The sequence below is a fragment of the Amycolatopsis sp. NPDC051102 genome (assembly GCF_040682815.1).
In the GTDB taxonomy this organism is placed as follows: domain Bacteria; phylum Actinomycetota; class Actinomycetes; order Mycobacteriales; family Pseudonocardiaceae; genus Amycolatopsis.
On record NZ_JBFBBT010000003.1, the window covers coordinates 24,987 to 46,679 of the forward strand.

The window sequence follows — 21,693 nt, forward strand, 5'->3', positions numbered from 1 at the left end:
CCGTTTCTGCTGAGCTGGAGGCATGCCCGACCAGAAAACGACCGCCACCGAGCGGTTCTTCCGGATCGCGATCGCGATCAAGGGCCTCGACGGCGCGCTGCAGGTCGTCGGGGCCCTGATCCTCGCGTTCGTCCCGGCCTCGACGGTCAGCGGGTTCACCCACGCGGTGATCACCCGCGACCTGCTCGGCGACCCGTCGGGCACGCTGGCGCGCCACCTCGAGTCGGCGACGGAGAACTTCCTCCACGGCGACACGAAGACGTTCGCCGTCGCGTACCTGCTCGCCCACGGCCTGATCAAGCTCGGCCTGGTGTGGGCCCTGGCCCGCAAGATCGTCCGCGCCTACCCGGTCGCGGCCGTCATCCTCGCCGCGTTCGTGGCGTACGAGATCTTCCGCGCGATCCACACCCACTCGATCGCGCTGCCGTTCTTCGCGGCGCTGGACGTGGTGATCATCGTGCTGGTGCTGCGGGAGTACCGGCAGCTCAAGCGCGAATCCTAGGGTTCACGCGGCGACGGGAAACCGGACCGTGGTGCTGTCGACCTCCAGGGGTTCGACGTAGAGGGCGGTCGCGTTGTCCGAGCCGCCGCGGGCGAGCGCTGCCTCCACCAGCTCCGCCGCGCCCGTGCCCGGCTGGGCCAGCACCGCGCGGATGCCGCCGCCGGTGAGCGGCTTGTGGACCCCGTCGCTGGTCAGCAGCAGGCCGGCGCTCGTGGTCTCCGCCGTGCCGATCTCGTGCGGCTCCGCGGTGCGGACGCTGGTCGTGACGACGTGCTCCATCCGCGGCGTCACCGGCTGGTGGTGGGCGCGGAAGTACTCGGCGAGGGTGTGGTCGGTGGTCAGGCGGCTGAGCGTGACGCCGTCCCAGGCGTACGCGCGGGCGTCACCCACCCAGGCGATGCGGTACCCGCCGTGCCCGGCCGGCATGGCGACCACGAGCACGGCGTCCCCGTGCGTCTGCTCCCGCACCGCCCGCTGCGCGGCGAGCACGGCTTCAATCGGTCCTTTGTGGACCGGCGTGCGCGCGGCCGCGGCGACGGCGACGCGGGCGGCCCGCGCGGCAGCCGGATCGTCCCCGACCCCGTCGGCGAGCGCGAAGGCGATCCCGGGCCCGCCGGCCGCGGCGTACGCGCCGACCGCGTCGGCGTTGAGTGAGCGCGGCCCCTGCGCACTCGCGGTGTGCCAGCGTGGGTAACCCGGACGTGTGGTGATCATCGCGGCCTCCTCGTCCCCTCTGCCCTCCATGATCCGCGCCCAAGCTGTGGGCCGTCTGAGACTTTCCTGTCCCGGCGGCGCCGGTCCGCGTACCGTGGGAACGGGGTGGGGCATGGAGTTCCGGATTCTCGGGCCGCTGACGGTGTCGCGCGCCGACGGCCGCCCGGTCGCGCTCGGCGGCCGCAAGCCGCGGACGTTGCTGGCGGCGCTGCTGCTGGCCCGCGGCCGCGTGGTGCCCGACGAACGGCTGGTTTCGCTGCTGTGGGAAGGCGTCCGGCCCTCGACCGTCGACGCGCAGGTGTGCACGTACGCGTCCCGGCTGCGGAAAGCCCTCGGGCAGCCGGCGCAGCTCATCCGGGTGGGCGGCGGCTACCTGCTGGCGCCGGGCGGCACCGTCGACGCCGAGGAGTTCGAGCGGCTGGCTTCGGCGGGCCACGACGAGCTGCGCGCGGACCGGCCGGTCCGCGCGGCGGCGCTGTTCCGCGCCGCGCTGGAGCTGTGGCGCGGCCCGGTGCTCGCCGACGTCGCCGAACCCCTGCGCGCGGGTGAGGCGGCGCGGTTCGACGAGCTGCGCCTGGCGGTGCTGGAGGGCCGGCTCGAAGCCGAGGTCGCGTCGGGCGACCACCTGCGCGCGGTGCCCGACGCGACGGCGTTCGTCCTCGATCACCCGTTGCGCGAACGCGCCCGTGCCCTGCTCATGGCGGCGCTCTGCGCGAGCGGCCGCCCGGCGGACGCGGTCGAGGTGTACCACCACGGCCGCCGCCTGCTCGACGAGCGGCTCGGGATGGCACCGGGCCCGGCGCTGCGGGCGGCGTACCAGCGGGTGCTGGACGTTCAGGCCGGGTAGGGCGAGGACTGGAAGTCCCGGTCGAGCTCGGCGGGCGTCCGCCGCAGCCAGTACCGGGCCTCGTGCTGGACCTGTTCGCGCGGCAGGGCGGGGTTGACGTGGCGGTGGTCGGGCTTCGCGATGGACTGCAGCGCCCAGGCGAAGCCGACCATCGGGTCGATCCGCGCCCACCGGTGCCGGTCGATGCCGAGCAGCATCTGCGCACGCTGGATGACGTGCCAGAAGTGGTAGCTGCTCGGCGGGTTCCCGTTCATGGTGTGCACTTCCGACTCGACATCGGCACGCCGCGGGTCGAAGAGCACACCCTGCCCGAAGTCGGCGAAGGCGCTGACGAGCCCGGTTTCGTCCCAGCGGTAGAAGCGGTCGAAGTTGTCGAGCTGCAGGGTCGAGAGCGTGCGCAGCGGCTGTTCCACCGGCTTGACGAACTCGGCGTAGTTCCGCGGGTAGCCGGGTTCCTGGCTCAGCTCCCGCCACTTCTGGTAGAGGCCCTCCGGCGCGTTGTCCTTGAGGAACGCGCCGAGTGCGGTGTAGGCGTCCGTGACTTCTTGCGACGGGTGGTAAAGCGCGATTTCGTCGAGCTGGTACCAGAGTTCGTTGGCGCGCCGGTCCCCGAGCATCCCGGGAACGGGCGGCAGGCCGGAATCGGCGAACGCGGTCCCGGCACCGGCGGCGCTGAGCGCAACCCCGGCCACGGTGACGGCCCCGACTTTGAGCAGACTGCGGCGATCCATGTGCGTACCCCCTGATGCGGCGGCCCCCTGCCGCCGTTCGCCGCCAAGGTACGGAGGATCGCTATATTTTCTCTGTACGAACGTCCGGCGGACGATTACCGCGCGCCGGAGGCCGAGCGGCGTCGGCCACCGAAGGGGCCGTGAGCGGACTCACGACCCCTTCGCGACCTTCAGCTCTGCAGGTCGTACACCGTCTGGCCGTCGACCGTGGTGGCGGTGAAGTTCGCCGTCACCCACGCCGTGATCTCCGACGAGCCGCCGCCCGGGCCGCCGCCGCGGCCGCCCTCGATGTAGTACTTCACCTCGCCCGCGGCCACGTACGCCTTGAACTCGTCCAGGGTCGGTGCCGGGTCCGAGCCGCTCCAGCCGCCGATGCCGATCACCGCCTTGCCGCTCGCCAGCTCCAGCGACGCCGCGCTCTGCGAACCCGTCGTGGCCGCCGCCCACTTCGTCGTCGTCTTCGCCAGCAGCGCGCCGATCGCGCTCGACGACGAGTCGTCGCCGCCGAAGCCGCCGCCCATCGCGCTCGACGTCGGGCCCGAAGTCGGGATCGAGCCGCTGTGGGCCACCGACGCCGTCTCGACGCCGTAAGCCGCCGACGAGACACCGATCGTCAGGACCACGGCTGCCGCGAGCACCGCGACCAGCCGGCGCGACGCGGGTGCACCCATCACCAGCACCGTGCCCACCAGCACCCCGAGCACCGCGACGATCCAGCGCAGCGCCGGGAACCACTCCGGCGTCCGGTCCAGCAGGATGAACGACCACACCGCCGTCGCGACCACCATCCCGGCCAGCGCCGCCCGCGGCGCCACGTGCGCCCGGCCCTGCCACAGCGCGCGGCCCGAAATCGCGACCAGCGCGGCGATCGCCGGGGCCAGCGCGACCGAGTAGTACGGGTGCACCGTGCCGCTCATGAAGCTGAACACCGCCGCCGTGACGACCAGCCAGCCGCCCCACAGCAGCAGCGCCGCCCGGGACGGGTCCGTCCGCGGCGCGCGGCGGGTGAACCACAGCCCGGCGGCCAGGCCGATCAGCGCGGCCGGCAGCAGCCACGAAATCTCCGTGCCGAAGCTGGCACCGAACATCCGGAACAGGCCGCTCGCCCCGCCGAACCCGGTGTTGCCGCCCATGCCGCCGCCGCCCATGCCGCCGTTGCCCTCGCCGCCGAAGATGCGGCCCAACCCGTTGTAGCCCAACGCGAGTTCGAGCAGGCTGTCCCCTTCGGACCCGCCGATGTACGGCCGCGAAGCCGTCGGCCACAGGTCCACCAGCGCGATGAACCAGCCCGCCGAAACGACCAGCGCCACGACCGCGCCACCGAGGTGCAGCAGCCGCTTGCCCAGCGACGCCGGCGCCGCGACGAGGTACGCGAGGCCGAACGCCGGCAGCACCAGGAACGCCTGCATCATCTTCGTCAGGAAGCCGAAGCCGAGCGCGACGCCGGCCAGCGCGAGCCACCGCGGGCTCGCCTTTTCCGTGGCCCGCACGACGAAGTAGGCGCCCGCCACCATGAGCAGCACGAGCAGCGCGTCCGGGTTGTTGAAGCGGAACATCAGCGCCGCGACCGGCGTCACCGCCAGCATCGCCCCGGCCAGCAGCCCGGCGACCGGGCCCGAAGTCCGTTTGACCGTCAGGTACAGGATCCCGACGGACGCGACGCCCATCAGCGCCTGCGGGGCCAGCACGGTGAAACTCGAGAACCCGAAGATCCGGGCGAACGCCGTGCCGGCCCAGAGCGCCGCGGGCGGCTTGTCGACGGTCAGCACGTTGCCGGAGTCCAGCGACCCGAACAGCCACGCCTTCCAGCTCTGCGTCCCGGACTGGACGGCGGCGGCGTAGAACGAGTTGCCGTAGCCGGAGGCGGTGAGGTTCCAGAAGTACAGCACGGCGGTCGCGGCCAGCAGACCGAACGCGGCCGGGCGCACCCAGCGCGATGGCGCGTGCGCGGCGGATTCCCTGCGGTGCCGGGGTTCGGACACCGGGGCGGGCAGGACGGCGGTCATCAGTACTCCTTCTGGGGGGTGGCCTGGCGGCGCGGGTTGAACACCCAGCCGCGCAGGAGCAGGAACCGGAGCACCGTCGCGGCGAGGTTCGCCAGCACGAGCACGGTGAGCTCCAGGACGAGGCCGGGGGTGGTGGACCCGTGGAGCAGGGCCAGCGCCCCGCTCGTGAGCGCGAGCCCCAGCCCGAACACGATCAGTCCTTCGAACTGGTGCCGCCCGGCGCCGGTACGGCCGCGGATGCCGAAGGTGAGCCGCCGGTTCAGCGCGGTGTTCCCGACCGCCGTCACCAGCAGCGCGGCGAAGTTCGCCGGTTGCGCGCCGACGACCGTCCGCAGCAGCAGGAACAGCACGAGGTAGGCGAGGGTGCTGCTGACGCCGATCGCGGCGAACCGCACGAGCTGCGTGACCAGCCGCGGCGGCACGCCCGGCGCGTCGACGCCGATCGGCTGCCGGCCGAGCTGCTCGCGCAGCCGGCTGACCGGGATCTCGCCGGTGAAGGTGGCCTTGGTGACCCGGACGATGCCCTTGAGGTCCTCGGTGGCCGTCTTGACGATGTTGACCGACGAGTCGGGGTCGTCGACCCAGTCGACGGGCACCTCGTGGATCCGCAGCCCGGCCCGCTGGGCCAGGACGAGCAGTTCGGTGTCGAAGAACCACCCGGTGTCGACGACGTGCGGCAGCAGCTCGCGGGCGACGTCGGCGCGGATGGCCTTGAAGCCGCACTGCGCGTCGCTGAACTTCGCGGCGAGGGTCGAGCGGAGGATCAGGTTGTAGCAGCGGGAGATGAACTCGCGCTTCGGCCCGCGCACGACTCGCGCCCCCCGGGCGAGCCTGCTGCCGATGGCGAGATCGGAGTGCCCGGACAGCAGCGGCGCGACGAGCGGCCCGAGCGCGGCGAGATCGGTGGAGAGATCGACGTCCATGTAGGCGAGCACGGCGGCGTCGGAGGCCCGCCAGACGGCGTTGAGCGCGCGGCCGCGCCCTTTCTCGTCGAGGTGGTGGACGGCGACCTCGGGGAACTCCCGGGCGAGCCGTTCGGCCACCTGCAGCGTCGCATCGGTGCTCGCGTTGTCGGCGACGGTGATCCGGTACGGGTAGGAGACGTGCTCGGCCAGGTGGGCGTGCAGCCGGCGAATGCACGGTTCGAGGTCGGTCTCTTCGTTGTAGACCGGGATGACGACATCGAGAACGGGCTGCGGGCCGCTCAGATCGACTGGAACGGTCCCGGGCCGCGACGCGGAGGCGGTGGCTGTCATGCCCCTACGGTCGCGGCCGCCGCTTTGGTGACCGTGTGATCTCTCTGTGCGGTTCCTGTGCGGTGCCCGGCCCGCGGCCGGGCACCGGCGGTACTCAGCTGTGCACGCGCAGCGGCACGACGTTGCTCGGCAGGGCCGCGCGGCCGGGTTCCTGCTTCGGCGGCGTCGTGCTGATCGTCAGCGTCACCAGGCTCGCGTACCTGGGGTGGCGGTCCACGTACACCTCCGGAACCCCGCACGCGGCCGCCAGCACCGTGCGGTGGCGGTGCAGGTGCTCGAACGCCTCACGGCCGTACAGCGACACCACGATGTCGCCGCCGCGGGGACGGCTCCACAGGATCGCCGGCCGGCGGCCGCCGGGCAGGCGCAGCTGGGGGAACGCCGCCCGCAGCCGGTGCTGCAAGACCACGGCGTGGATGCGGGCCCGCACCTGGCGGCGGCGCAGCACCCCCCAGCCGAGCGCGGCGGCCAGGATCGCCGACGCCCACAGCGGGCCGGCCCAGAGCGCGAACATCACCACGCCGTAGGGAAGCAGTGTCACGGCCAGGATCTCCCAGCGCCAGTGGTACAGCCGCAGCGGGAACGCCGGTTGCGTGCTGGTCATTTCCGTGGTCCTTTCGGTCGGCCGGCGGCGCAGGAGACCGCCGAGGTGGCGCAGGAGACGTCCGGCACCGGAGGCCAGCACGAGGGCGGCGACGATGACCGGCCCGGACGTCATGTCGGAATCCGGGTTTTGGGTGTGGGCGCGGGTTTCACGTCGCGGTCGCGGCCGAGCTGCCAGGTCCAGCGCCACCCCGCCCAGATCGCGACGACGGACCCCAGCAGGACGAGCACGAAGGCCTGCCCCACGAGCCCGTCGAGCGGGGCGAGCCGCAGCAGTACCAGCAGCGCCCACAGCTGCGAAGCGGTGAAGGGAATGACGAGACCGGCTGCGTAGACGCCCCGACGCCAGCGGCTCCGGCCCGGTGCAGTGGTGTAGAGATCCATGAAAGCCCTCCTCCTCGGCGTGAATCCAGGAAACCTCCGGCTCGCCGTGCGTTCTGTGTCAGCTGACACAGAACGCGGAATTCAGCTCGCCAGACGTCGAAGTTCGGCCAAGCGGTGGATCGTCACCTGGGCCGATCACCCTCGAAACCCGGAGCGAACCGGGCGAGGCGGTGATACGTAGGTAGGGAGGTAGGTCCTTGCATCGCTGCTTCGCCGGGTATAGAACACCGACCCTGACGAGTCACCGGCCAGACCACCTCGGTGGCCCATCGGGGCCCGTCAGGCACTCTCGGTGAAGTCCCACCCGCGCGCGCTCGCGGTCGATCCCGACAAAGAGGTGGCTTGTGAGCAGCGAAGACAATCCGTTCGGGCGAGTTCTTTGAAGTCCGCGTCCAGGAAGGGATAGGGTGCGCTCTGTGTCCGCAATTTGTCACCTCCTACGCTTGACCTACCTAGGTAGGTAAGACAGGTGCCTCCTGCTAACCTACATTCTATGTCGGCTGTCGCGAGGCCGATAGATACTGATGTGGTAACGGTGAGCATCAGGCAGGTGGGTGCCGAGTTGCGGCGGTTGCGGCAGGCGGCCGGGCAGACCCAGGAAGGCGTGGCCCGGATCGTCGGGGTCAGCCGGGCCAACCTGACGCAGTGGGAGACCGGGCGCCACCTCCCCTCTCCGGAGAACGCCCGCCTGCTCGATGAGCACTTCGGAAGAGCGAATGCGCTGGTCCAGATGGTCGAAGCCGCTCGATCGCCCGGCTCGGCGGCCGTGGGGGCGCGGTCGGCGAGCGGTTCGTTGCTCGATGTCTTCCGGCTGGCGGGCCGCAGCCTGGCCGGCCACCTGATCCGCGACGAGACCGGCAAGGCGGTCGGCTGGCGGCACAACCTCCAGCAAAACGGCGAGCACACCACGCTCGCCACCGCTTACGGGATCAGCGCGATGGTCGTGGTAGGGGAGCCCTACATCGACCTACACACGGTCGTGGACGATCTCTACGCCAAACGCTCGAAGTACGGGTGGCAGGGGCGGTCGGCGGGAAAACGGCCGGAAGTGACTTCGGCCGTCGTCGATGCGCTGTTGCAGGCCAGTACCGTCCTTTCCGCCGAGGAGGGGCTGACCCGCCTCGAAAGTTCACTCGACGACTACAGCCGGACCCGGCCGTTCCTGCTCGCCACGGCACTGCGTACCTCGGTCCGGCTCGGACCCGATGCCCCGCTGACCCGCCGGCTTGCCGACGACCTCCTTGCCGCCCGCCTCGATTTCCGCGGCGTCCCCCTGTGGGGGGAGAAGAACGAACCGGGGCTGGTGGCACCGGAGGCATCCACGGCGCACACCGCGCGCGCTGTCGTGGCGTTGCGTGACCTCCTGCGCGCCGGGGAGGAACGCGCCGACGTCCGGGAAGCCGTCGAAGTGGGCACGAACTGGCTTATCGAACGAACCCATCCGGACGACGGGATCATGGAGGATCTCGCTCTTCCGCAGCCTGGCGGCCGCGAAGACGTCCGGGTCAACATCAAGCACTTCACTTCCGCGTGGGTCGTTCAGGCATTGGCCGAAGCACCACAGGTGCCGAGGGGCCGGCTGAGCCGCGCGCTCAGCTCTCTTTGGGAGCGCTATGAAGCCGGTCTCGGGCTGTGGGCCTGGGGCAGCGGTGATCTCCCGATTTGGATGACCCTTGACGCCGTAACCGCCTTGCGCGCGGCTGCGCTGGCTTTCGCGGCACCACCGTTCCTTCCGTCCGCAGCCGCAGAATAGAGATTCCCCGCACGATGAGCACGACTCCTTCCTTCGTCATTGCCGCTGACCGCTCGGCCGGTCACGCTTTCCCGCACCAGATCGCGGAAAGCCTGCGCGGTGACGGCTCCCGGCCCGGCTTGGGCCGGCTCGAAGCGGCGGCCCAGCACGTCCGCGCCGCGCGGCGCGGACTCGCGGGCTGGCTGCGAGACCTGATCGACGATCAAGCGGCGGCGGCCGAGATCGCGAAACGTTCGTACTGGCATCCGAACGGATTCGCGAAGATCGTTCTCCATACGAGCGTCGACCCCGAGTTCCGGATCCGCCTGCACGTGTGGCCGCGCGGTGAGACGCCTTCGCGTGGCGAGTCCAATCCGCACAGTCACCGCTGGGAGTTCGCTTCCTGCGTGGTGACGGGAACCGGCATGCACATGGTCGACTTCGCGGAGTCCACCGAGGGTGGCAAGCCGTATCGGCGGTACCGCTACGGCACGGACCCCACGGACCCGGCGGCCCTCGTCGCCGACGGCGAGGTGCGGCTGAAACGCCGCGGAGTACCGCACGTCCAGAACGGCGAGGTGTACACCTGCGACACCTCGATCGTGCACACGGTGCGCCCGATCGACGCGGGACTGACAGCGACGGTCGTGGTGCAGGGACCCCGGCGGACACCCACCACGGTCGTCTACTGCGAGCCAGGCGAAAGTGACGACCAGCCCAACTTCGAGCTTACCGACGCCGATTTCGTGGCACTCGTGACTCAGCTACTGCCAACCCTCGACAGCGAGGTCGCACGATGACGTCCGTGGAACTGACGGTCCAGGTCGAGCCGGCCATAGAACGCGGCGTGCTGACCGACCGGGCCATCCGGCGGGCGCACGAGGCCGGCGAGCTGCGGGTGGAGCCGTTCGACGACGCGCTCGTGCGTCCGGCCGCTCTCAGTCTCCGGCTCGGGCACAAGGCGTTCGCGTTGGCGACGACCGGACCGGTCGACGTCGCGGACCGGTCGACTCATCCACAGCTCGTCCCGAAGGGGCTGGACGCCCAAGGACGCCTCGCGATCGAGCCCGGCGAAGTCGTGCTCGCGCCGACTCTGGAGAAGATCGGCCTCTCCGAAAACCTGGCGGGCCTGGTCGACGGCACGAGCGACTACGCCCGGCTCGGGATCAGCGTGGTGTTGTGCGGTCAGGTCAGTCCTGGTTTCGGGCGGGACGCGGGCGCCGTGCTCACGCTGGAGATCGTCAACCATCTTCGGCACCCGGTGCTGCTGTATCCCGGCGCCCGGATCTGCAACTTGATGCTGTTCGCTTCCGGCGGCAGCGAGCTGCCCTACGGCGATCTGCCACACAACTACTCGAACGATCACGTGGTCGTTCCCTCGCGATTGGCTGGCCATGTCCGGCAAAACTGAGCTGCGCCTCGGCGATTTGGGTGAGCGGGGTATCCAGGAACAGGTGTTGCTGCCGCGTTACGGCGGCATGGAAGGCTTCGGCGACGACAGCGCGTTCCTGGGGGAAGTGAAGACGCCGAGCGAGCTCGTCGCCACCACCGACAGCTGCCCCACCCCGTTGGTCAACCTGCTTGCCGAGCCGGACCTGTTCCATGCGGGCTGGCTGCTGGCCACGATCAACCTGTCCGATCTGGCGGCAGCCGGCGCCGAGCCGCTGGGTCTCGTCGTCAACTACACCCTTCCGAAGGCGACCACGGTCGGGGAATTCGAGAGGCTCCTCGACGGTGTCGACGCCTCTTGCCACGCGCACGGGACGGCGGTCGCCGGCGGCGACATCCGTGACGGTGCCGCGATGCAGCTGACCGCCACCGCGATCGGCCGGTGCTCGCCGGGCAACCGGCTCCGCCGGTCCGGGGCGAAGGCCGGTGACCGGCTGCTGCTGGTCGGCTCGCCCGGGTATCTCTGGGCCGCAGCTCTGGTGAAGACCGGCCGGGCGAAGCTCCCGGCGTCGGAGACGGACGAGCTGTGGCAGCGCGCGTGCAGGCCGACAGCCCAGCTGAAGGCCGGACGATTGTTGGCCGCGACCGGCCTCGCCCGGGCGGCGATGGACGTCTCGGACGGGCTCTTCGCGACCGTCCGGACGCTCTGCGAGACGAACGGCCTCGGCGCGGCGGTCACCGGCGAGTTCGAGCTGGACGCGCTCGTGGCCGACGTCGCTGCACAGAGCGGCTTGCGGCCGTTCGACCTCGCGCAGACGTGGGGAGACTGGGGGCTTGTAGTCACCACCCGACCCGAGGACGTCGACCTGCTCACGAAGGCACTGTGGGAAGAAGGCGTACCTGCGCAGGACATCGGCACCACAACCGATGATCCGCGGCTTACGCTGGGAGCCGGGGACGATCCGTGGGAAGGCATCGCGCAGGAGCGGTTCTCGCCCAGTTCGTGGCATGGCGGTGAACCGTCCAGGGTGATAGCCGAGATGCTGGGGAAGCAGTGAACCTCGAACTGAAGTTCACTGTAAGGGCCTGAAGCAGTCCCGCAGCAATCGAATCGCCCTCGGGCGGTCTAGAATTCACACCTCGCCCGCGGTACTGAAAAACCCTGAAAGGCGGCGGAGGTTGTCCCCGGTCCAGCAGCCGCGTCCCGCACTCGCCCGTCGCTTGCGCGCCCTGCGCGAGACGTGCTGGCCGGACGCCGGGATCACCCAGGCCCAGCTCGCCCAAGCGCTCGGCGGAACCAGGTCCCTCAGTGTTTCGCTGATCTCGTCGTGGGAGAACTTCGACCACCCGGTCACGCCGCCGACCAAACGGCTCGTCGCGTACGCGACGCTGTTCGCGACTCGGCGGTCTCTGGACGGCAAGACGCTTCGTGTTCTTCCCGTCCATGAACTGACAGACGGGGAGCGGACGCAACGCCAGGAATTGCTCGAGGAGCTGTTGCAGCTTCGCGAAGGCTGGAACTCCGCCGCTGCGCCGCCGGCGGCGGACATGTGGAGGTTTGACGAGGGGCAGGACATCACCATTGTTTGTGCCCCGCTACCGGAGCAGTACCGGCAGCACCTGTCCTATGCGGACCCGGAGAGCGCCGATTTCGTTTCGCTCTACAGCTACGCCGACCCGGATGCGCTGATCGAGCTGTTCGGGCACATTCGCGCGCGCAACCCGGACCACATGGTCAGGTTCTGCACCAGCGACGAGCTGACGACCGACCATTACACGACTCACCTCGTCCTGCTCGGCGGCGTCGACTTCAACTCGGTGACCCGGGACGTGATCGAACGGGTAGACCTGCCGGTGGAGCAGGTCGGCCGGTGGGACGATGCCGAGCTCGGCGGGTTCCGGGTGCATGAGGACGGCCGTCCGAGGCTCTTCGAGCCCAGGCTCGACAGCCGGGGCCACCTGCTGGAGGACGTCGCCCACTTCTACCGGGGGGCAAGTCCGTTCAATCGGATGCGCACCGTGACCTTGTGCAATGGTGTGTACGGTCGTGGAACACTGGGTGCGGTAAGAGCGCTGACGGATGCGCGCTTTCGTGACCGGAACACCGCATATGTGCAGAAGCGGTTCGGCGATGCCGAATCCTTCAGCATCATCAGCCGGGTGCCCGTCGTTGCTGGTTGCGGCTTGACTCCCGACTGGACTCTTGAGGAGAACCGGTTGCACGAATGGCCTTAGGCTGCCGTATAGAGGTGGGTTCGGACCGGGGCGCAGGCGTGACCGAGACGAGTTCCTTGACCAGTACGTGACACTCTTCCGCTTCGAGCAAGAGGTTGCCCTCCGGTGAGGTCCTCCGCGCGTAGCAGGTGACCTTGCCGTGGCCCCAGTCGCGATAGCCGAGGTTGTCGTACAGGCGGGCGGCGTCGTGATTGTCCGTCCGCACCGCGAGTGCGACCCGGTAGCGGCCCTTCTCGAAGAGGCGGCGTTCGGCCGCGCCGACCAGTGCCTTGCCGACGCCGAGGTTCCGCAGTTCGGGGTGCACCTCCAGGTGCGTGATCAGCGGGACGCCGGGCAGGTGCCGGAGGATGGGCAGTTCCTCGGCCTCCTCGAGCCACAGGTAGACGGCCCCGGCGGCCCGGCCGCCCAGCCAGGCGAGAAGCAGCTCGCCCAGCCCTTTCCGCTGCCGTTCGAACCGTTCGGCGAAGAATGCGCGGTCACCGAGGGCGGTGGCGAACGATTCCAGATCTGCCGAGCGGGCCGGCCGTACGGAGGGCTCGGTCATCAGCAGGAACTCCTGTTCGCCTGGGCACCACCAGTGTGCCGGAGTGAGCCGGTTCTTGACCAGGTTGCCCCGGTCCGGACCGGCGTCACACCCTGCTTTCGTCTTGTCTCACCCGGTCGCGGTGAGGTCGTAGACTGTTACACCGTCTACAGTGGACGCCTGGTACGTCGATGCCACCCACTCGGCGATCTGCTGGGCCGCGTCCGAGCCGGTCGAACCCTGCATCGTCATGCCCTCGCCCAGGAAATAATGGATCTGCCCGTGAGCCACGTACTGCTGGAACTGCGCCAGCGTCGGGTACGGGTCCGTTCCGTTGAACCCGCCGACCGCCATCACCGGCGCCCCGCTCGCCAGCTGGTAGCCCGCCGCCGCGTTCGACAGCACGGTGGCCGCCGTCCAGGTGTACCGAGCTGCGTCCTTCTGAAGCAACGCGGTGAGCGAAGTGCCGGGCAACGTCGTCGAAAGCAGCGCACCCGGGCCACGACCTCCGCCGAAGCCACCGCCAGGACCGCCTGGACCGCCGAAACGGCCGCTGCCGAAACCCGATGACGGGCCGGCTGACGGGATTGCGCCGCTGTGCGTCGTCGATGCCGTTGCCAGCGTGTACGCGCCCGTGCCGGAAAGCAGGACGACCATTGACAGCGCGGCCACGGACCAAGCCGCCCACCGGGTCAGGTGGGCCGCGAAAAACAGCCCTACCGCCGCCAGCAGGCCGCCCACCAGGACCGCCGGGGCCAGCCATGGCTGCCACGACGAGCCCAGCAGCAGGTACGCCGTGAGCGCCGTCAACGCCACTCCTCCGCTGAGCAGCCCGGATGCCGCCGGGTTGGCTCGCATGCGCCAGAGCTGGACCGCCGCCGTGCCGACCAGGGCCGCGATCGGCGGGGCCAGTGCCACCGTGTAGTACGGATGGATGATGCCGCCCATGTAGCTGAACACCAGGGCCGTCACCAGGAGCCAGCCGCCCCACAGGAGCAGGGTTGCGCGGGAACTGTCCGTGCGCGGGGTGCGGCGGGTGAACCACAGGCCCGCGCCCAGTGCCAGCAGCGCCGCCGGGATGAGCCAGGCGATGCCGCCCGCCATCTCGCTGCCGAACAGCCTCGTCAGGCCGGTCGAACCCCAGCCGCGGCCTCCGCCGCCGCCGACGCTGCCCACCTCGTCGCCGGTGATGCGGCCGAAGCCGTTGTAGCCGAAGATCAGCTCCCACAGAGAGTTCGTCTGGGATCCGCCGATGTAGGGCCGCGACGCCGCCGGCCAGAGGGCCACGACCGCCAGGTACCAGCCCGCCGCCAGCAGGGTCGAGGCGAGCGCGGCCAGCAGGTGCAGCAGGCGCTTGCCGAGCGACACCGGCGCGGCCACCAGGTAGGCCAGTGCGAACGCCGGCAGCACCAGGAACGCCTGCAGCATCTTCGCCAGGAACCCGAACCCGACCGCGACGCCGGCCAGCGCGAGCCAGCGCGGGCTCGCCTTCTCCAGCGCCCGCACCACGCAGTACGCGCCTGCCACGAGCAGCAGCACCAGCAGCGCGTCCGGGTTGTTGAACCGGAACATCAGCGCCGCCGCGGGTGTCAGGGCCAGCGCCAGGCCCGCGACGAGCCCGGCCGCCGGCCCGGACGAGCGGCGGACCGTCGCGTACAGCAGCCAGACCGAGCCCACGCCCATCAGCGCCTGCGGCACCAGGATGCTCCACGCGTTGACGCCGAACAGCCGCGCCGACAGGCCCATCACCCACAGCGCGGCCGGGGTCTTGTCGACGGTGATCGCGTTGGCCGCGTCGCTGGAGCCGAAGAACAGCGCCTTCCAGCTCTGCGAGCCCGCCTGGGCGGCCGCGGAGTAGAACGCGTTGGCCCAGCCGGAGGCGCCGAGACCCCAGAGGTAGAGCACGGCGGTGCCGAGCAGGAGGACGCCGAGGAGCGGCCGGTGCCACGAACGGCCAGTTGATAGCGCGGGGGTCACGACGGTTTCGCGGGAGGCGCGTGCTTCGCTTCGGGGGTTCCGGGTGGCGGAGCCCCCGGCCTGGGGCGAAGCCCCGGATGTCACAGCGGTCATGAGATCAGCTTCCGGTCTCCAGCTGGGGCCGGGTTGTGCCGATGCTGTGCACCCGCTGTGCGGGGACGGCCACGGGCAGCCGCACCGCGAACTCCGTCCGGCCGGGGCGGCTGTGCACCTCGATCGTGCCGTGGTGGGCCACGACGACGGCGGACGCGATCGCCATCCCGAGCCCGGTGCTGCCCGCGTGGCGGGAGCGCGACGAGTCGCCGCGGGCGAACCGCTCGAAGACGTCCGGCAGCAGGTCCGGCGCGATGCCGGGGCCGTCGTCGGTCACCGTGAGCACCGCGCTGCCGTCCGCCGAACGGGCCAGCGCCGTCACCACCGCCGTGCCGGGCGGGGTGTGCGTGCGGGCGTTCGCCAGCAGGTTCGCCAGCACCTGGTGGAGGCGCTGGACGTCGCCGAGCACGAGCACCGGCTCCGGGGGCAGTTCCAGGAGCCACCGGTGCTCGCGCCCGGCGACCCGGGCGTCGCCGACCGCGTCGGCGACCAGGCGGGTGAGGTCGACCTCGCGCACGTCGAGGGGCCGGCCCGCGTCGAGCCGCGCCAGCAGCAGCAGGTCCTCGACGAGCGACGTCATCCGGACGGCTTCGGACTGGATCCGGCCCATCGAGTGCGCGACGTCCGGCGGCACCAGCGCGCTGCCGCGGGCGGCCAGCTCGGCGTACCCGCGGATGGCGGCCAGCGGCGTGCGCAGCTCGTGGCTGGCGTCCGCGACGAACTGCCGCACCCGGATTTCGCTGTCGTGACGCGCTTCCAGTGCCTGCGCGACGTGGCCGAGCATCAGGTTCAGGGCCGAGCCGACCTGGCCGACCTCGGTCCGCGGGTCGGTGTCGGCCTCCGGGACGCGGATGGACAGCGCCACCTGGCCCCGGTCGAGCGGCAGCTCGCTGACGCGCCCGGCGGTGGCCGCGACGCGCTCGAGCGGGCGCAGCGTGCGGCGGACCGCGAACGCGCCCAGGAAGGCCACGCCGAGCACGCCCGCCGCGGCGACGCCGAACAGGATCAGCCCGACGGTGAGCAGCGTGTCGGTCACCGGCTTCATCGGCAGGCCGGTGACCACCACGTCCGGCGTGCCGGTGACCGGCAGCGCCATCAGCCGGTACTCGCCGAGGTCGGCGAAGGACATCGTGTGCGGCTTGCCGTCGGCGGGCACCGAAAGCATCAGCGCCTGCTGGCCCGCGCTGAGGTACAGCCGCCCGCCGTGCTCGGCGATGCTGTCGTCATGGACGAGCAGCCGTCCCGAGAAGGTCGCGCTCACCGTGCCGACGTTCTGTCCCAAGGGATGCTGGCCCAGCTCCGCGGGCGGCGGGCCGCCGTCCGGCGGCCGCGCGTTGCTCGCGAAGGCCAGCGAGCGGTTCGCCGCGGCGGACAGCTGCTGGTCGATCTGGCGGGTGAGGAAGAGGTCGAGCGCGAACTCGCTGACCACCCCGACGAGCAGGCACACCACGGTGAGCAGCACGACCATCGAGCCGGTCAGCTTCGCGCGCAGCGAAAGCCGCCCCCGGCGGGGGCGTGACGGGTCGGTTCGCGCGGCCATGGAACCAGCGTCGGTCCGCGCCGTGTGTGCGGGTTGTGTGCTGCCTGTGAGGCGGCTGTGGGGTGACGGGCCCGTGACGGGATGTCCGGTTCCTCCGGTCACAGGAACGGCTGACGGCGGACACAGTCCGCACACAGCGAACGGCTCCACCGTGGATCGCACCGAAGGATCTCGTTAAGGAGCAACACCATGACCACACCGCAGGCACCGTCCACTCCGGACCAGACGTGGGGCGCGGCACCCGCGCCGGGCCAGGCCCCGAAGCCGGCCTGGCCGACGGGCAAGAAGGTCGCGGCGGGCGCTGTCGCGGCGGTGATCGTGGCCGGCGGGGGAGCGGCGATCTGGGCCGCGTCCTCCTCGGCGGCCACCGGCACGCAGGCCGGCCCGGGCGGCACGATGGGCGGCCCCGGCGGCATGACGGGCGGCCCGGGTGGCGGCATGGGCGGTCTGGGCTCGGCCCTGCACGGCGAGTACGTGTCGTCGGACGGCAACGGCGGGTACGTCACGAAGATCATGCAGACGGGCCAGGTGACGGCGTTGAGCGCGACGTCCCTGACCGCGAAGAGCGACGACGGCTTCTCGAAGACGTACACGATCACGTCGGCGCAGGCGACCGGCCTGGCCACGGGCGACACGGTCACGGTGGTGGCGACCGAGTCCGGCAGCACGGCGACCGCGACGTCGGTGACGGACGGCGAGTCGGGCGGGCAGGGGCAGGGCACGCCGCCCTCGGGCGTCCCGGGCCGGACCGGCTGACACGGGCCCGGCGGTCCCGGAGGTCAGCGGCGGTCGTAGTCGACCGCGACCTCCGGGGTCGTCGCGCGGGAGCGGCACGTCAGGATCCGGTTCGCCGCGACGTCGTCCTCCGTCAGCGCGTAGCGGACGTCCATGTCGACCTGGCCGTGCAGCAGCGTCGCCCGGCACGTGCCGCACGCGCCGCCCGTGCACGAGTACGGCACCTCGAAGCCCGCCCGCAGGGCGGCGTCCAGCACCGTCTCGCCCGCCTCCGCCGGCACGCACGTCGTCGTGCCGCCCAGGGTCACCGCCACCGTCGCCGCCGCGCCCGCCGGGTCGGCCGGGGGTGCCGCGCCGCGGAACAGTTCGAAGTGGACGTTCTCCTCCGGGACGTCCGCGTCGGCCAGGGTGCGCCGGGCCACGTCCAGCAGGCCGCGCGGGGCGCACAGGAACCACTCGTCGACCTTCGCCGGGTGCAGGCGGTTCTGCAGCAGCGCGCGCAGCCGCGTGCCGTCGAGCCGCCCGCGCTGGTAGCGCTCGTGCGAGATGGCGAGCGCCTCGCCGACCGTGTCGAAGTGCCGGGGCCGGTGCGCGTGCAGGTCCGGGTCGCGCTCGTCGGTGCGGTAGTGGACGACGTGCAGCCGCCCGCCGAACCCTTCGGCGAGCGCGCTCAGCTCCGGCGCGAACAGCGTCGTCGCGCCCGAGGTGTTGACATACAGCAGCGTCGCCCGGCTGTGCGGCTCCGCAGTGAGCGTGCTGACCAGGATGGACAGCACCGGCGTGATCCCGCTGCCCGCCGCCAGCGCGACGTAGTGCGCGGTCCGCGCCGGGTCCGGGACGTGCTTGAACGCGCCGGACGGCGGCAGCACGTCGAGGTGGTCGCCCGCGGCCAGCGTCGTGGTCGCGTAGCCGGAGAACGCGCCGCCGGCCCGCCGCTTCACCGCGATCCGCAGCTCGCCCGGGTCCGCCGGCGCGCAGATCGAGTACGTCCGCCGCACGGGACGGCCGTCGACCACCGCGCGGACGGCCACGTGCTGGCCGGCGGTGAAGCGGAACTCCGGTGCCAGCGCCGGCGGGACGTCGAAGGCGATCGCGACGGCGTCCGCGGTCAGCGGCCGGACCTCCCGCACCCGCAGCCGGTGGAACCGGCTCGGCCCGTGGGGCGGCGGTTCGGGGCCGGGCTCGTGGTCGCCGAGGCCGCCGGTCAGCCGCCGCCACGCGCGGTACTCCGCCGGGGTCAGCTCCCGGCCCCACGCGGTGATGATCGGGACGTCGCGGGCCAGGTACGCGTCCCGGTTGGCGCGCCACGCCCGCAGGTAGCGGTAGAACGGCACGGCGGGGTGGAGGTGGTGCACCAGGTGGTAGTTCTGGAACAGCATCATCGGCGTCATCAGCCACTCCAGCCCCACCCGCACCCGCGTGGTGCCGAACTTGTCGCGCGGTTTCGCCGCGGGCAGGCCGTGGTGGGGCAGCCAGTCGAACCACCACGCGAGCACGGCCAGCCCGATCCGCTGCGGCAGCAGGTACCCCAGCAGCAGCTCGAGGCCGTGGCCGCAGGCGATCAGGATCGCGGCGGCGACGAACGCGAGCGACAGCAGCACGATCGTCTCCGCCCGCTCCGGCGCGGGCCTGCCCCGCACGCGGGAGGTGTAGAAGTGCGCGTACCAGAAGTCGATGGTGAGCCAGCGGAACGGCAGCGACCACCAGGCTCCCTGCGACGTCCACGCGTCCGGATCCGTGTGCGAGTCCGCGTTCGTGTTGCGGTGGTGTTCACTGTGGACGAACCGCAGCAGCGGAAACGACGCATAGGCGGCGACGAACGGCATCGCCAGCCGGCCCAGCAGTTCGTTGACCCATGTCAGCTTCCCTGCGGCGTGGTGGGCCGATTCGTGCACCACGGTGAACATCGTGAAGGTGACGATCGCGTGCAGCGGCACGGTGTACACCGGCGGCGCGATCCCGGCCAGCAGCAGCCAGGTCGCGGTGACCCACAGCGCGACGCCGCCGGCGAACAACAGGAGCGTCGGCACCGACAGGCGCGGCAACGGGATCCGGGGCGCGGGCACCGGGCGACGGCCGAGCGGCGACGGCGGCGATCCGGACGGCGGCGATCCGGGCGTCCGGGAGCCGCGCGGCGGGGTATCGACGACGGGCATCGAGCGGTCTCCTCGGTCGAGAAGCTCCTGGCGAGGCGGGAGTCACCGTAGACAACCCGCCGACGTTTGTAAACGTCGTGCCAGGCTTCGAAAAAAGGTCTGGGCCAGCCGAACGCAAGCGGCAGGTAAGCTGCCCTTGTGAAGGCCGTCACCCCACCCGCCCCGTCGAGCACCCGGGACCGGCTGCTGGACGCGGCCGCCGGCCTGATCGCCGGGGACGGCTGGGCCGCGGTGACGATGGGCAAGCTGGCCGCGCACGTCGGCGTCAGCCGCCAGACCGTCTACAACGAACTCGGCTCGAAGGCCGAGCTGGCCGAGGCGTTGCTGCTGCGGGAAACCGAGCGGTTCGCCGAACGGGTCGGCGAGGTCGTCGCCGCCCACCCCGGGAGCGCGGCCGAGGGCGTCACCGCCGCGTTCCGCGAGACTCTCGAAGCCGCCCGGGCCGACCCGCTGCTGCTGATCGCGCTCGGCTGCTCCCAGGGCGGCCGCGACGACTTCCTCCCGCTGCTGACCACCCGGCCCGAGGGCGTGCTGGCGCGCTCGGTCGACACCGTGTCGGCCCTGTTCGCGCGGTGCTACCCGGAGGCCGGGCTGACCCGCTCGGAGTGGACGGTCGCGGTCGAGGCGTTCGTCCGGCTGCTGCTGTCCCACCTGGTGCAGCCGAGCGGGTCGGTGGCGCACGCGAGCGGCCAGATGCGCTGGGTGATCGGCCGGATGCTGGGCGCCTGACGTCGCAGGTGGCCCCCGGCCCGGCCGTGAAGGCCACTGGCCTAGACTCGGACCTCCCGGTCTGCACATGGCCGGGGCCATTTCCGCAGGATTGTCCACCACAATCGTTACCGCTCGAGGAGAAGACCTTGAAGAGCACCGTCGAGCAGCTGAGCCCGACGCGAGTCAAGATCAATGTCGAGGTGCCGTTCGACGAGCTCAAGCCGAACTTCGACCGCGCCTACCGCAAGATCGCCCAGCAGGTGCGCATCCCGGGCTTCCGGCCCGGCAAGGCGCCCGCTCGCGTCCTGGAAAGCCGGATCGGGCGCGGCCCGGTGCTCGACGAGGTCGTCAACGAGGCCATCCCGGCCAAGTACATCGAGGCCGTCCGCGAGAACGAGGTCCGCACGCTCGGCAACCCCGAGTTCGACGTGACCAAGCTCGAGGACCGCGACGTGCTCGAGTTCACCGCCGAGGTCGACGTGCGCCCGGAGATCGAGCTGCCCGACCTGGACGGCTTCGCGATCACCGTCGACGACGTCGAGCTGACCGACGCGGAGGTCGACGAGCAGCTCGACGAGCTGCGCGCCCGCTTCGGCACGCTGACCGGCGTCGAGCGCCCGGCCGAGAACGGCGACTTCGTCTCGATCGACCTGTCCGCGACCGTCGACGGCGAGACCGTCGAAGAGGCGAGCACCACCGGGCTGTCCTACGAGATCGGCTCCGGCCAGCTCGTCGACGGCATCGACGAGGCGATCGTCGGCGCGGGTGCCGGCGAGACCAAGACGTTCACCACCCAGCTCGTCGCCGGGGAGCACGCCGGCAAGGACGCCGAGGTGACCGTGACGGTCCAGTCGGTCAAGACGCGCGAGCTGCCCGAGGCCGACGACGAGTTCGCCCAGATGGCCAGCGAGTTCGACACGATCGAAGACCTGAAGAACGACCTGCGCGAGCGGCTCGGCCGCGTCAAGAAGATGCAGCAGGGCGTCCAGGCCCGCGACAAGGTGCTCGACGAGCTCCTGGAGCGCACCGAGGTGCCGATCCCGGAGAAGGTCCTCGACGCCGAGATCGAGAACCGCAAGCACGACGCGATCCACCCGTTCGACCACGACGAGGCCCAGTTCGCGAAGGCCCTCGAGGCCGAGGGCCGCACGCTCGAGGAGTTCGACGCGGAGACCCGCACCGAGGCGGAGAAGGCCGTCCGCACGCAGCTGCTGCTGGACACCATCGCCGACAAGGAGTCGGTGTCGGTCAACGACGGCGAGCTCACCGAGCGGATCATCTACCAGGCCCAGCGCTTCGGGATCAGCCCGGACGAGTACGTCCAGCGCGCCCAGCAGTCCGGCCAGCTGACCGCGATCTACGCCGACGTGCGCCGCGGCAAGGCCCTCGCCTCGGTCGTCCGCAAGACGACCGTGACCGACGGCTCGGGTGCCGAGGTCGACCTCTCGGAGCTGTTCGGCAGCGACGAGCCGGTCGTCGACGAGGCAACCGAAGAGACGCAGGTCACCGACGAGACGGCGAAGACTCCGGCGGAGTGAAGCTGTGAGCGAACTTGGGCG

At 71.3% G+C, this 21,693-nt stretch carries 20 protein-coding genes; 10 read left to right on the plus strand and 10 right to left on the minus strand.

Translation table 11 applies throughout. The features are described from left to right. The first annotated feature begins 22 nt into the window (after window positions 1–22). On the plus strand, window positions 23–502 hold the full coding sequence (locus AB0M93_RS10460; RefSeq protein ID WP_364270774.1) for a DUF2127 domain-containing protein: 480 nt from the start codon (window positions 23–25) through the stop codon (window positions 500–502). Between the two features lie 3 nt (window positions 503–505). Here the strand turns inward: AB0M93_RS10460 and AB0M93_RS10465 are convergent, their stop codons facing one another. Further along, window positions 506–1,216, minus strand: coding sequence for a serine/threonine protein phosphatase (locus tag AB0M93_RS10465; RefSeq protein WP_364270776.1), 711 nt, complete (start codon window positions 1,214–1,216; stop codon window positions 506–508). Between the two features lie 112 nt (window positions 1,217–1,328). On the opposite strand from AB0M93_RS10465, the gene AB0M93_RS10470 reads away from it, so the two are divergent. Beyond that, the gene (locus tag AB0M93_RS10470; protein ID WP_364270779.1) at window positions 1,329–2,063 is read left to right on the plus strand and encodes a BTAD domain-containing putative transcriptional regulator; all 735 of its coding nucleotides are present in this window, start codon (window positions 1,329–1,331) and stop codon (window positions 2,061–2,063) included. Here AB0M93_RS10470 and AB0M93_RS10475 read toward each other — a convergent pair. From AB0M93_RS10475 to AB0M93_RS10495, 5 genes are all read right to left on the minus strand, one after another. Continuing rightward, the gene (locus AB0M93_RS10475) at window positions 2,051–2,794 is read right to left on the minus strand and encodes a twin-arginine translocation signal domain-containing protein (protein WP_364270782.1); all 744 of its coding nucleotides are present in this window, start codon (window positions 2,792–2,794) and stop codon (window positions 2,051–2,053) included. The two genes, AB0M93_RS10470 and AB0M93_RS10475, sit on opposite strands and share 13 nt — an antisense overlap. 170 nt (window positions 2,795–2,964) lie before the next feature. Beyond that, the gene (locus AB0M93_RS10480; protein WP_364270784.1) at window positions 2,965–4,800 is read right to left on the minus strand and encodes a glycosyltransferase family 39 protein; all 1,836 of its coding nucleotides are present in this window, start codon (window positions 4,798–4,800) and stop codon (window positions 2,965–2,967) included. Beyond that, window positions 4,800–6,056 carry a bifunctional glycosyltransferase family 2/GtrA family protein gene (locus tag AB0M93_RS10485; protein ID WP_364270787.1) on the minus strand — a complete coding sequence of 419 codons (1,257 nt, stop codon included), beginning with the start codon at window positions 6,054–6,056 and terminating at the stop codon, window positions 4,800–4,802. The genes AB0M93_RS10480 and AB0M93_RS10485 overlap by 1 nt, the downstream gene beginning before the upstream one ends. A gap of 94 nt (window positions 6,057–6,150) precedes the next feature. Continuing rightward, a complete protein-coding gene (locus tag AB0M93_RS10490) occupies window positions 6,151–6,774 on the minus strand; it encodes a hypothetical protein (RefSeq protein WP_364270790.1) in 624 nt (207 codons plus the stop codon). After that, entirely contained in the window at window positions 6,771–7,043 is a 273-nt protein-coding gene (locus AB0M93_RS10495) for a hypothetical protein (protein WP_364270793.1), read from the minus strand. The genes AB0M93_RS10490 and AB0M93_RS10495 overlap by 4 nt, the downstream gene beginning before the upstream one ends. A gap of 535 nt (window positions 7,044–7,578) precedes the next feature. Here AB0M93_RS10495 and AB0M93_RS10500 point away from each other — a divergent pair. From AB0M93_RS10500 to AB0M93_RS10520, 5 genes are all read left to right on the plus strand, one after another. Continuing rightward, on the plus strand, window positions 7,579–8,796 hold the full coding sequence (locus tag AB0M93_RS10500) for a helix-turn-helix domain-containing protein (protein WP_364270795.1): 1,218 nt from the start codon (window positions 7,579–7,581) through the stop codon (window positions 8,794–8,796). A 14-nt stretch (window positions 8,797–8,810) separates the two neighbouring features. Continuing rightward, the gene (locus tag AB0M93_RS10505; RefSeq protein ID WP_364270798.1) at window positions 8,811–9,575 is read left to right on the plus strand and encodes a hypothetical protein; all 765 of its coding nucleotides are present in this window, start codon (window positions 8,811–8,813) and stop codon (window positions 9,573–9,575) included. Continuing rightward, on the plus strand, window positions 9,572–10,186 hold the full coding sequence (gene dcd, locus AB0M93_RS10510; protein ID WP_364270801.1) for a dCTP deaminase: 615 nt from the start codon (window positions 9,572–9,574) through the stop codon (window positions 10,184–10,186). The genes AB0M93_RS10505 and dcd overlap by 4 nt, the downstream gene beginning before the upstream one ends. Beyond that, complete coding sequence (locus AB0M93_RS10515) at window positions 10,170–11,222, plus strand: thiamine-phosphate kinase (protein WP_364270804.1); 1,053 nt, start codon at window positions 10,170–10,172, stop codon at window positions 11,220–11,222. The genes dcd and AB0M93_RS10515 overlap by 17 nt, the downstream gene beginning before the upstream one ends. A 121-nt stretch (window positions 11,223–11,343) precedes the next feature. Continuing rightward, on the plus strand, window positions 11,344–12,399 hold the full coding sequence (locus AB0M93_RS10520) for a helix-turn-helix transcriptional regulator (RefSeq protein WP_364270807.1): 1,056 nt from the start codon (window positions 11,344–11,346) through the stop codon (window positions 12,397–12,399). Here AB0M93_RS10520 and AB0M93_RS10525 read toward each other — a convergent pair. The 3 genes from AB0M93_RS10525 to AB0M93_RS10535 all read right to left on the minus strand — a co-directional run bounded on the left by AB0M93_RS10525 (window position 12,317) and on the right by AB0M93_RS10535 (window position 16,532). Then, window positions 12,317–12,943 carry a GNAT family N-acetyltransferase gene (locus tag AB0M93_RS10525; RefSeq protein WP_364270810.1) on the minus strand — a complete coding sequence of 209 codons (627 nt, stop codon included), beginning with the start codon at window positions 12,941–12,943 and terminating at the stop codon, window positions 12,317–12,319. The two genes, AB0M93_RS10520 and AB0M93_RS10525, sit on opposite strands and share 83 nt — an antisense overlap. A gap of 108 nt (window positions 12,944–13,051) precedes the next feature. Next, window positions 13,052–14,992 (minus strand): glycosyltransferase family 39 protein, encoded by a 1,941-nt coding sequence (locus AB0M93_RS10530; protein ID WP_364270813.1) that lies wholly within the window; start codon window positions 14,990–14,992, stop codon window positions 13,052–13,054. Window positions 14,993–14,996: 4 nt separating this feature from the next. Then, complete coding sequence (locus AB0M93_RS10535) at window positions 14,997–16,532, minus strand: HAMP domain-containing sensor histidine kinase (protein WP_364270816.1); 1,536 nt, start codon at window positions 16,530–16,532, stop codon at window positions 14,997–14,999. Between the two features lie 189 nt (window positions 16,533–16,721). Between AB0M93_RS10535 and AB0M93_RS10540 the strand changes: the two genes are divergently transcribed. Then, window positions 16,722–17,288, plus strand: a complete 567-nt coding sequence (locus AB0M93_RS10540) for a hypothetical protein (protein ID WP_364270818.1) — start codon at window positions 16,722–16,724, stop codon at window positions 17,286–17,288. Between the two features lie 23 nt (window positions 17,289–17,311). Here AB0M93_RS10540 and AB0M93_RS10545 read toward each other — a convergent pair whose 3' ends face one another. Continuing rightward, a complete protein-coding gene (locus tag AB0M93_RS10545) occupies window positions 17,312–19,423 on the minus strand; it encodes a fatty acid desaturase (protein WP_364270821.1) in 2,112 nt (703 codons plus the stop codon). Between the two features lie 138 nt (window positions 19,424–19,561). On the opposite strand from AB0M93_RS10545, the gene AB0M93_RS10550 reads away from it, so the two are divergent. Both AB0M93_RS10550 and tig read left to right on the plus strand, forming a co-directional pair. Next, window positions 19,562–20,152, plus strand: coding sequence for a TetR family transcriptional regulator (locus AB0M93_RS10550; RefSeq protein WP_364270824.1), 591 nt, complete (start codon window positions 19,562–19,564; stop codon window positions 20,150–20,152). A gap of 128 nt (window positions 20,153–20,280) precedes the next feature. Then, window positions 20,281–21,672, plus strand: a complete 1,392-nt coding sequence (gene tig / locus AB0M93_RS10555) for a trigger factor (protein WP_364270827.1) — start codon at window positions 20,281–20,283, stop codon at window positions 21,670–21,672. Window positions 21,673–21,693: the final 21 nt, after the last annotated feature.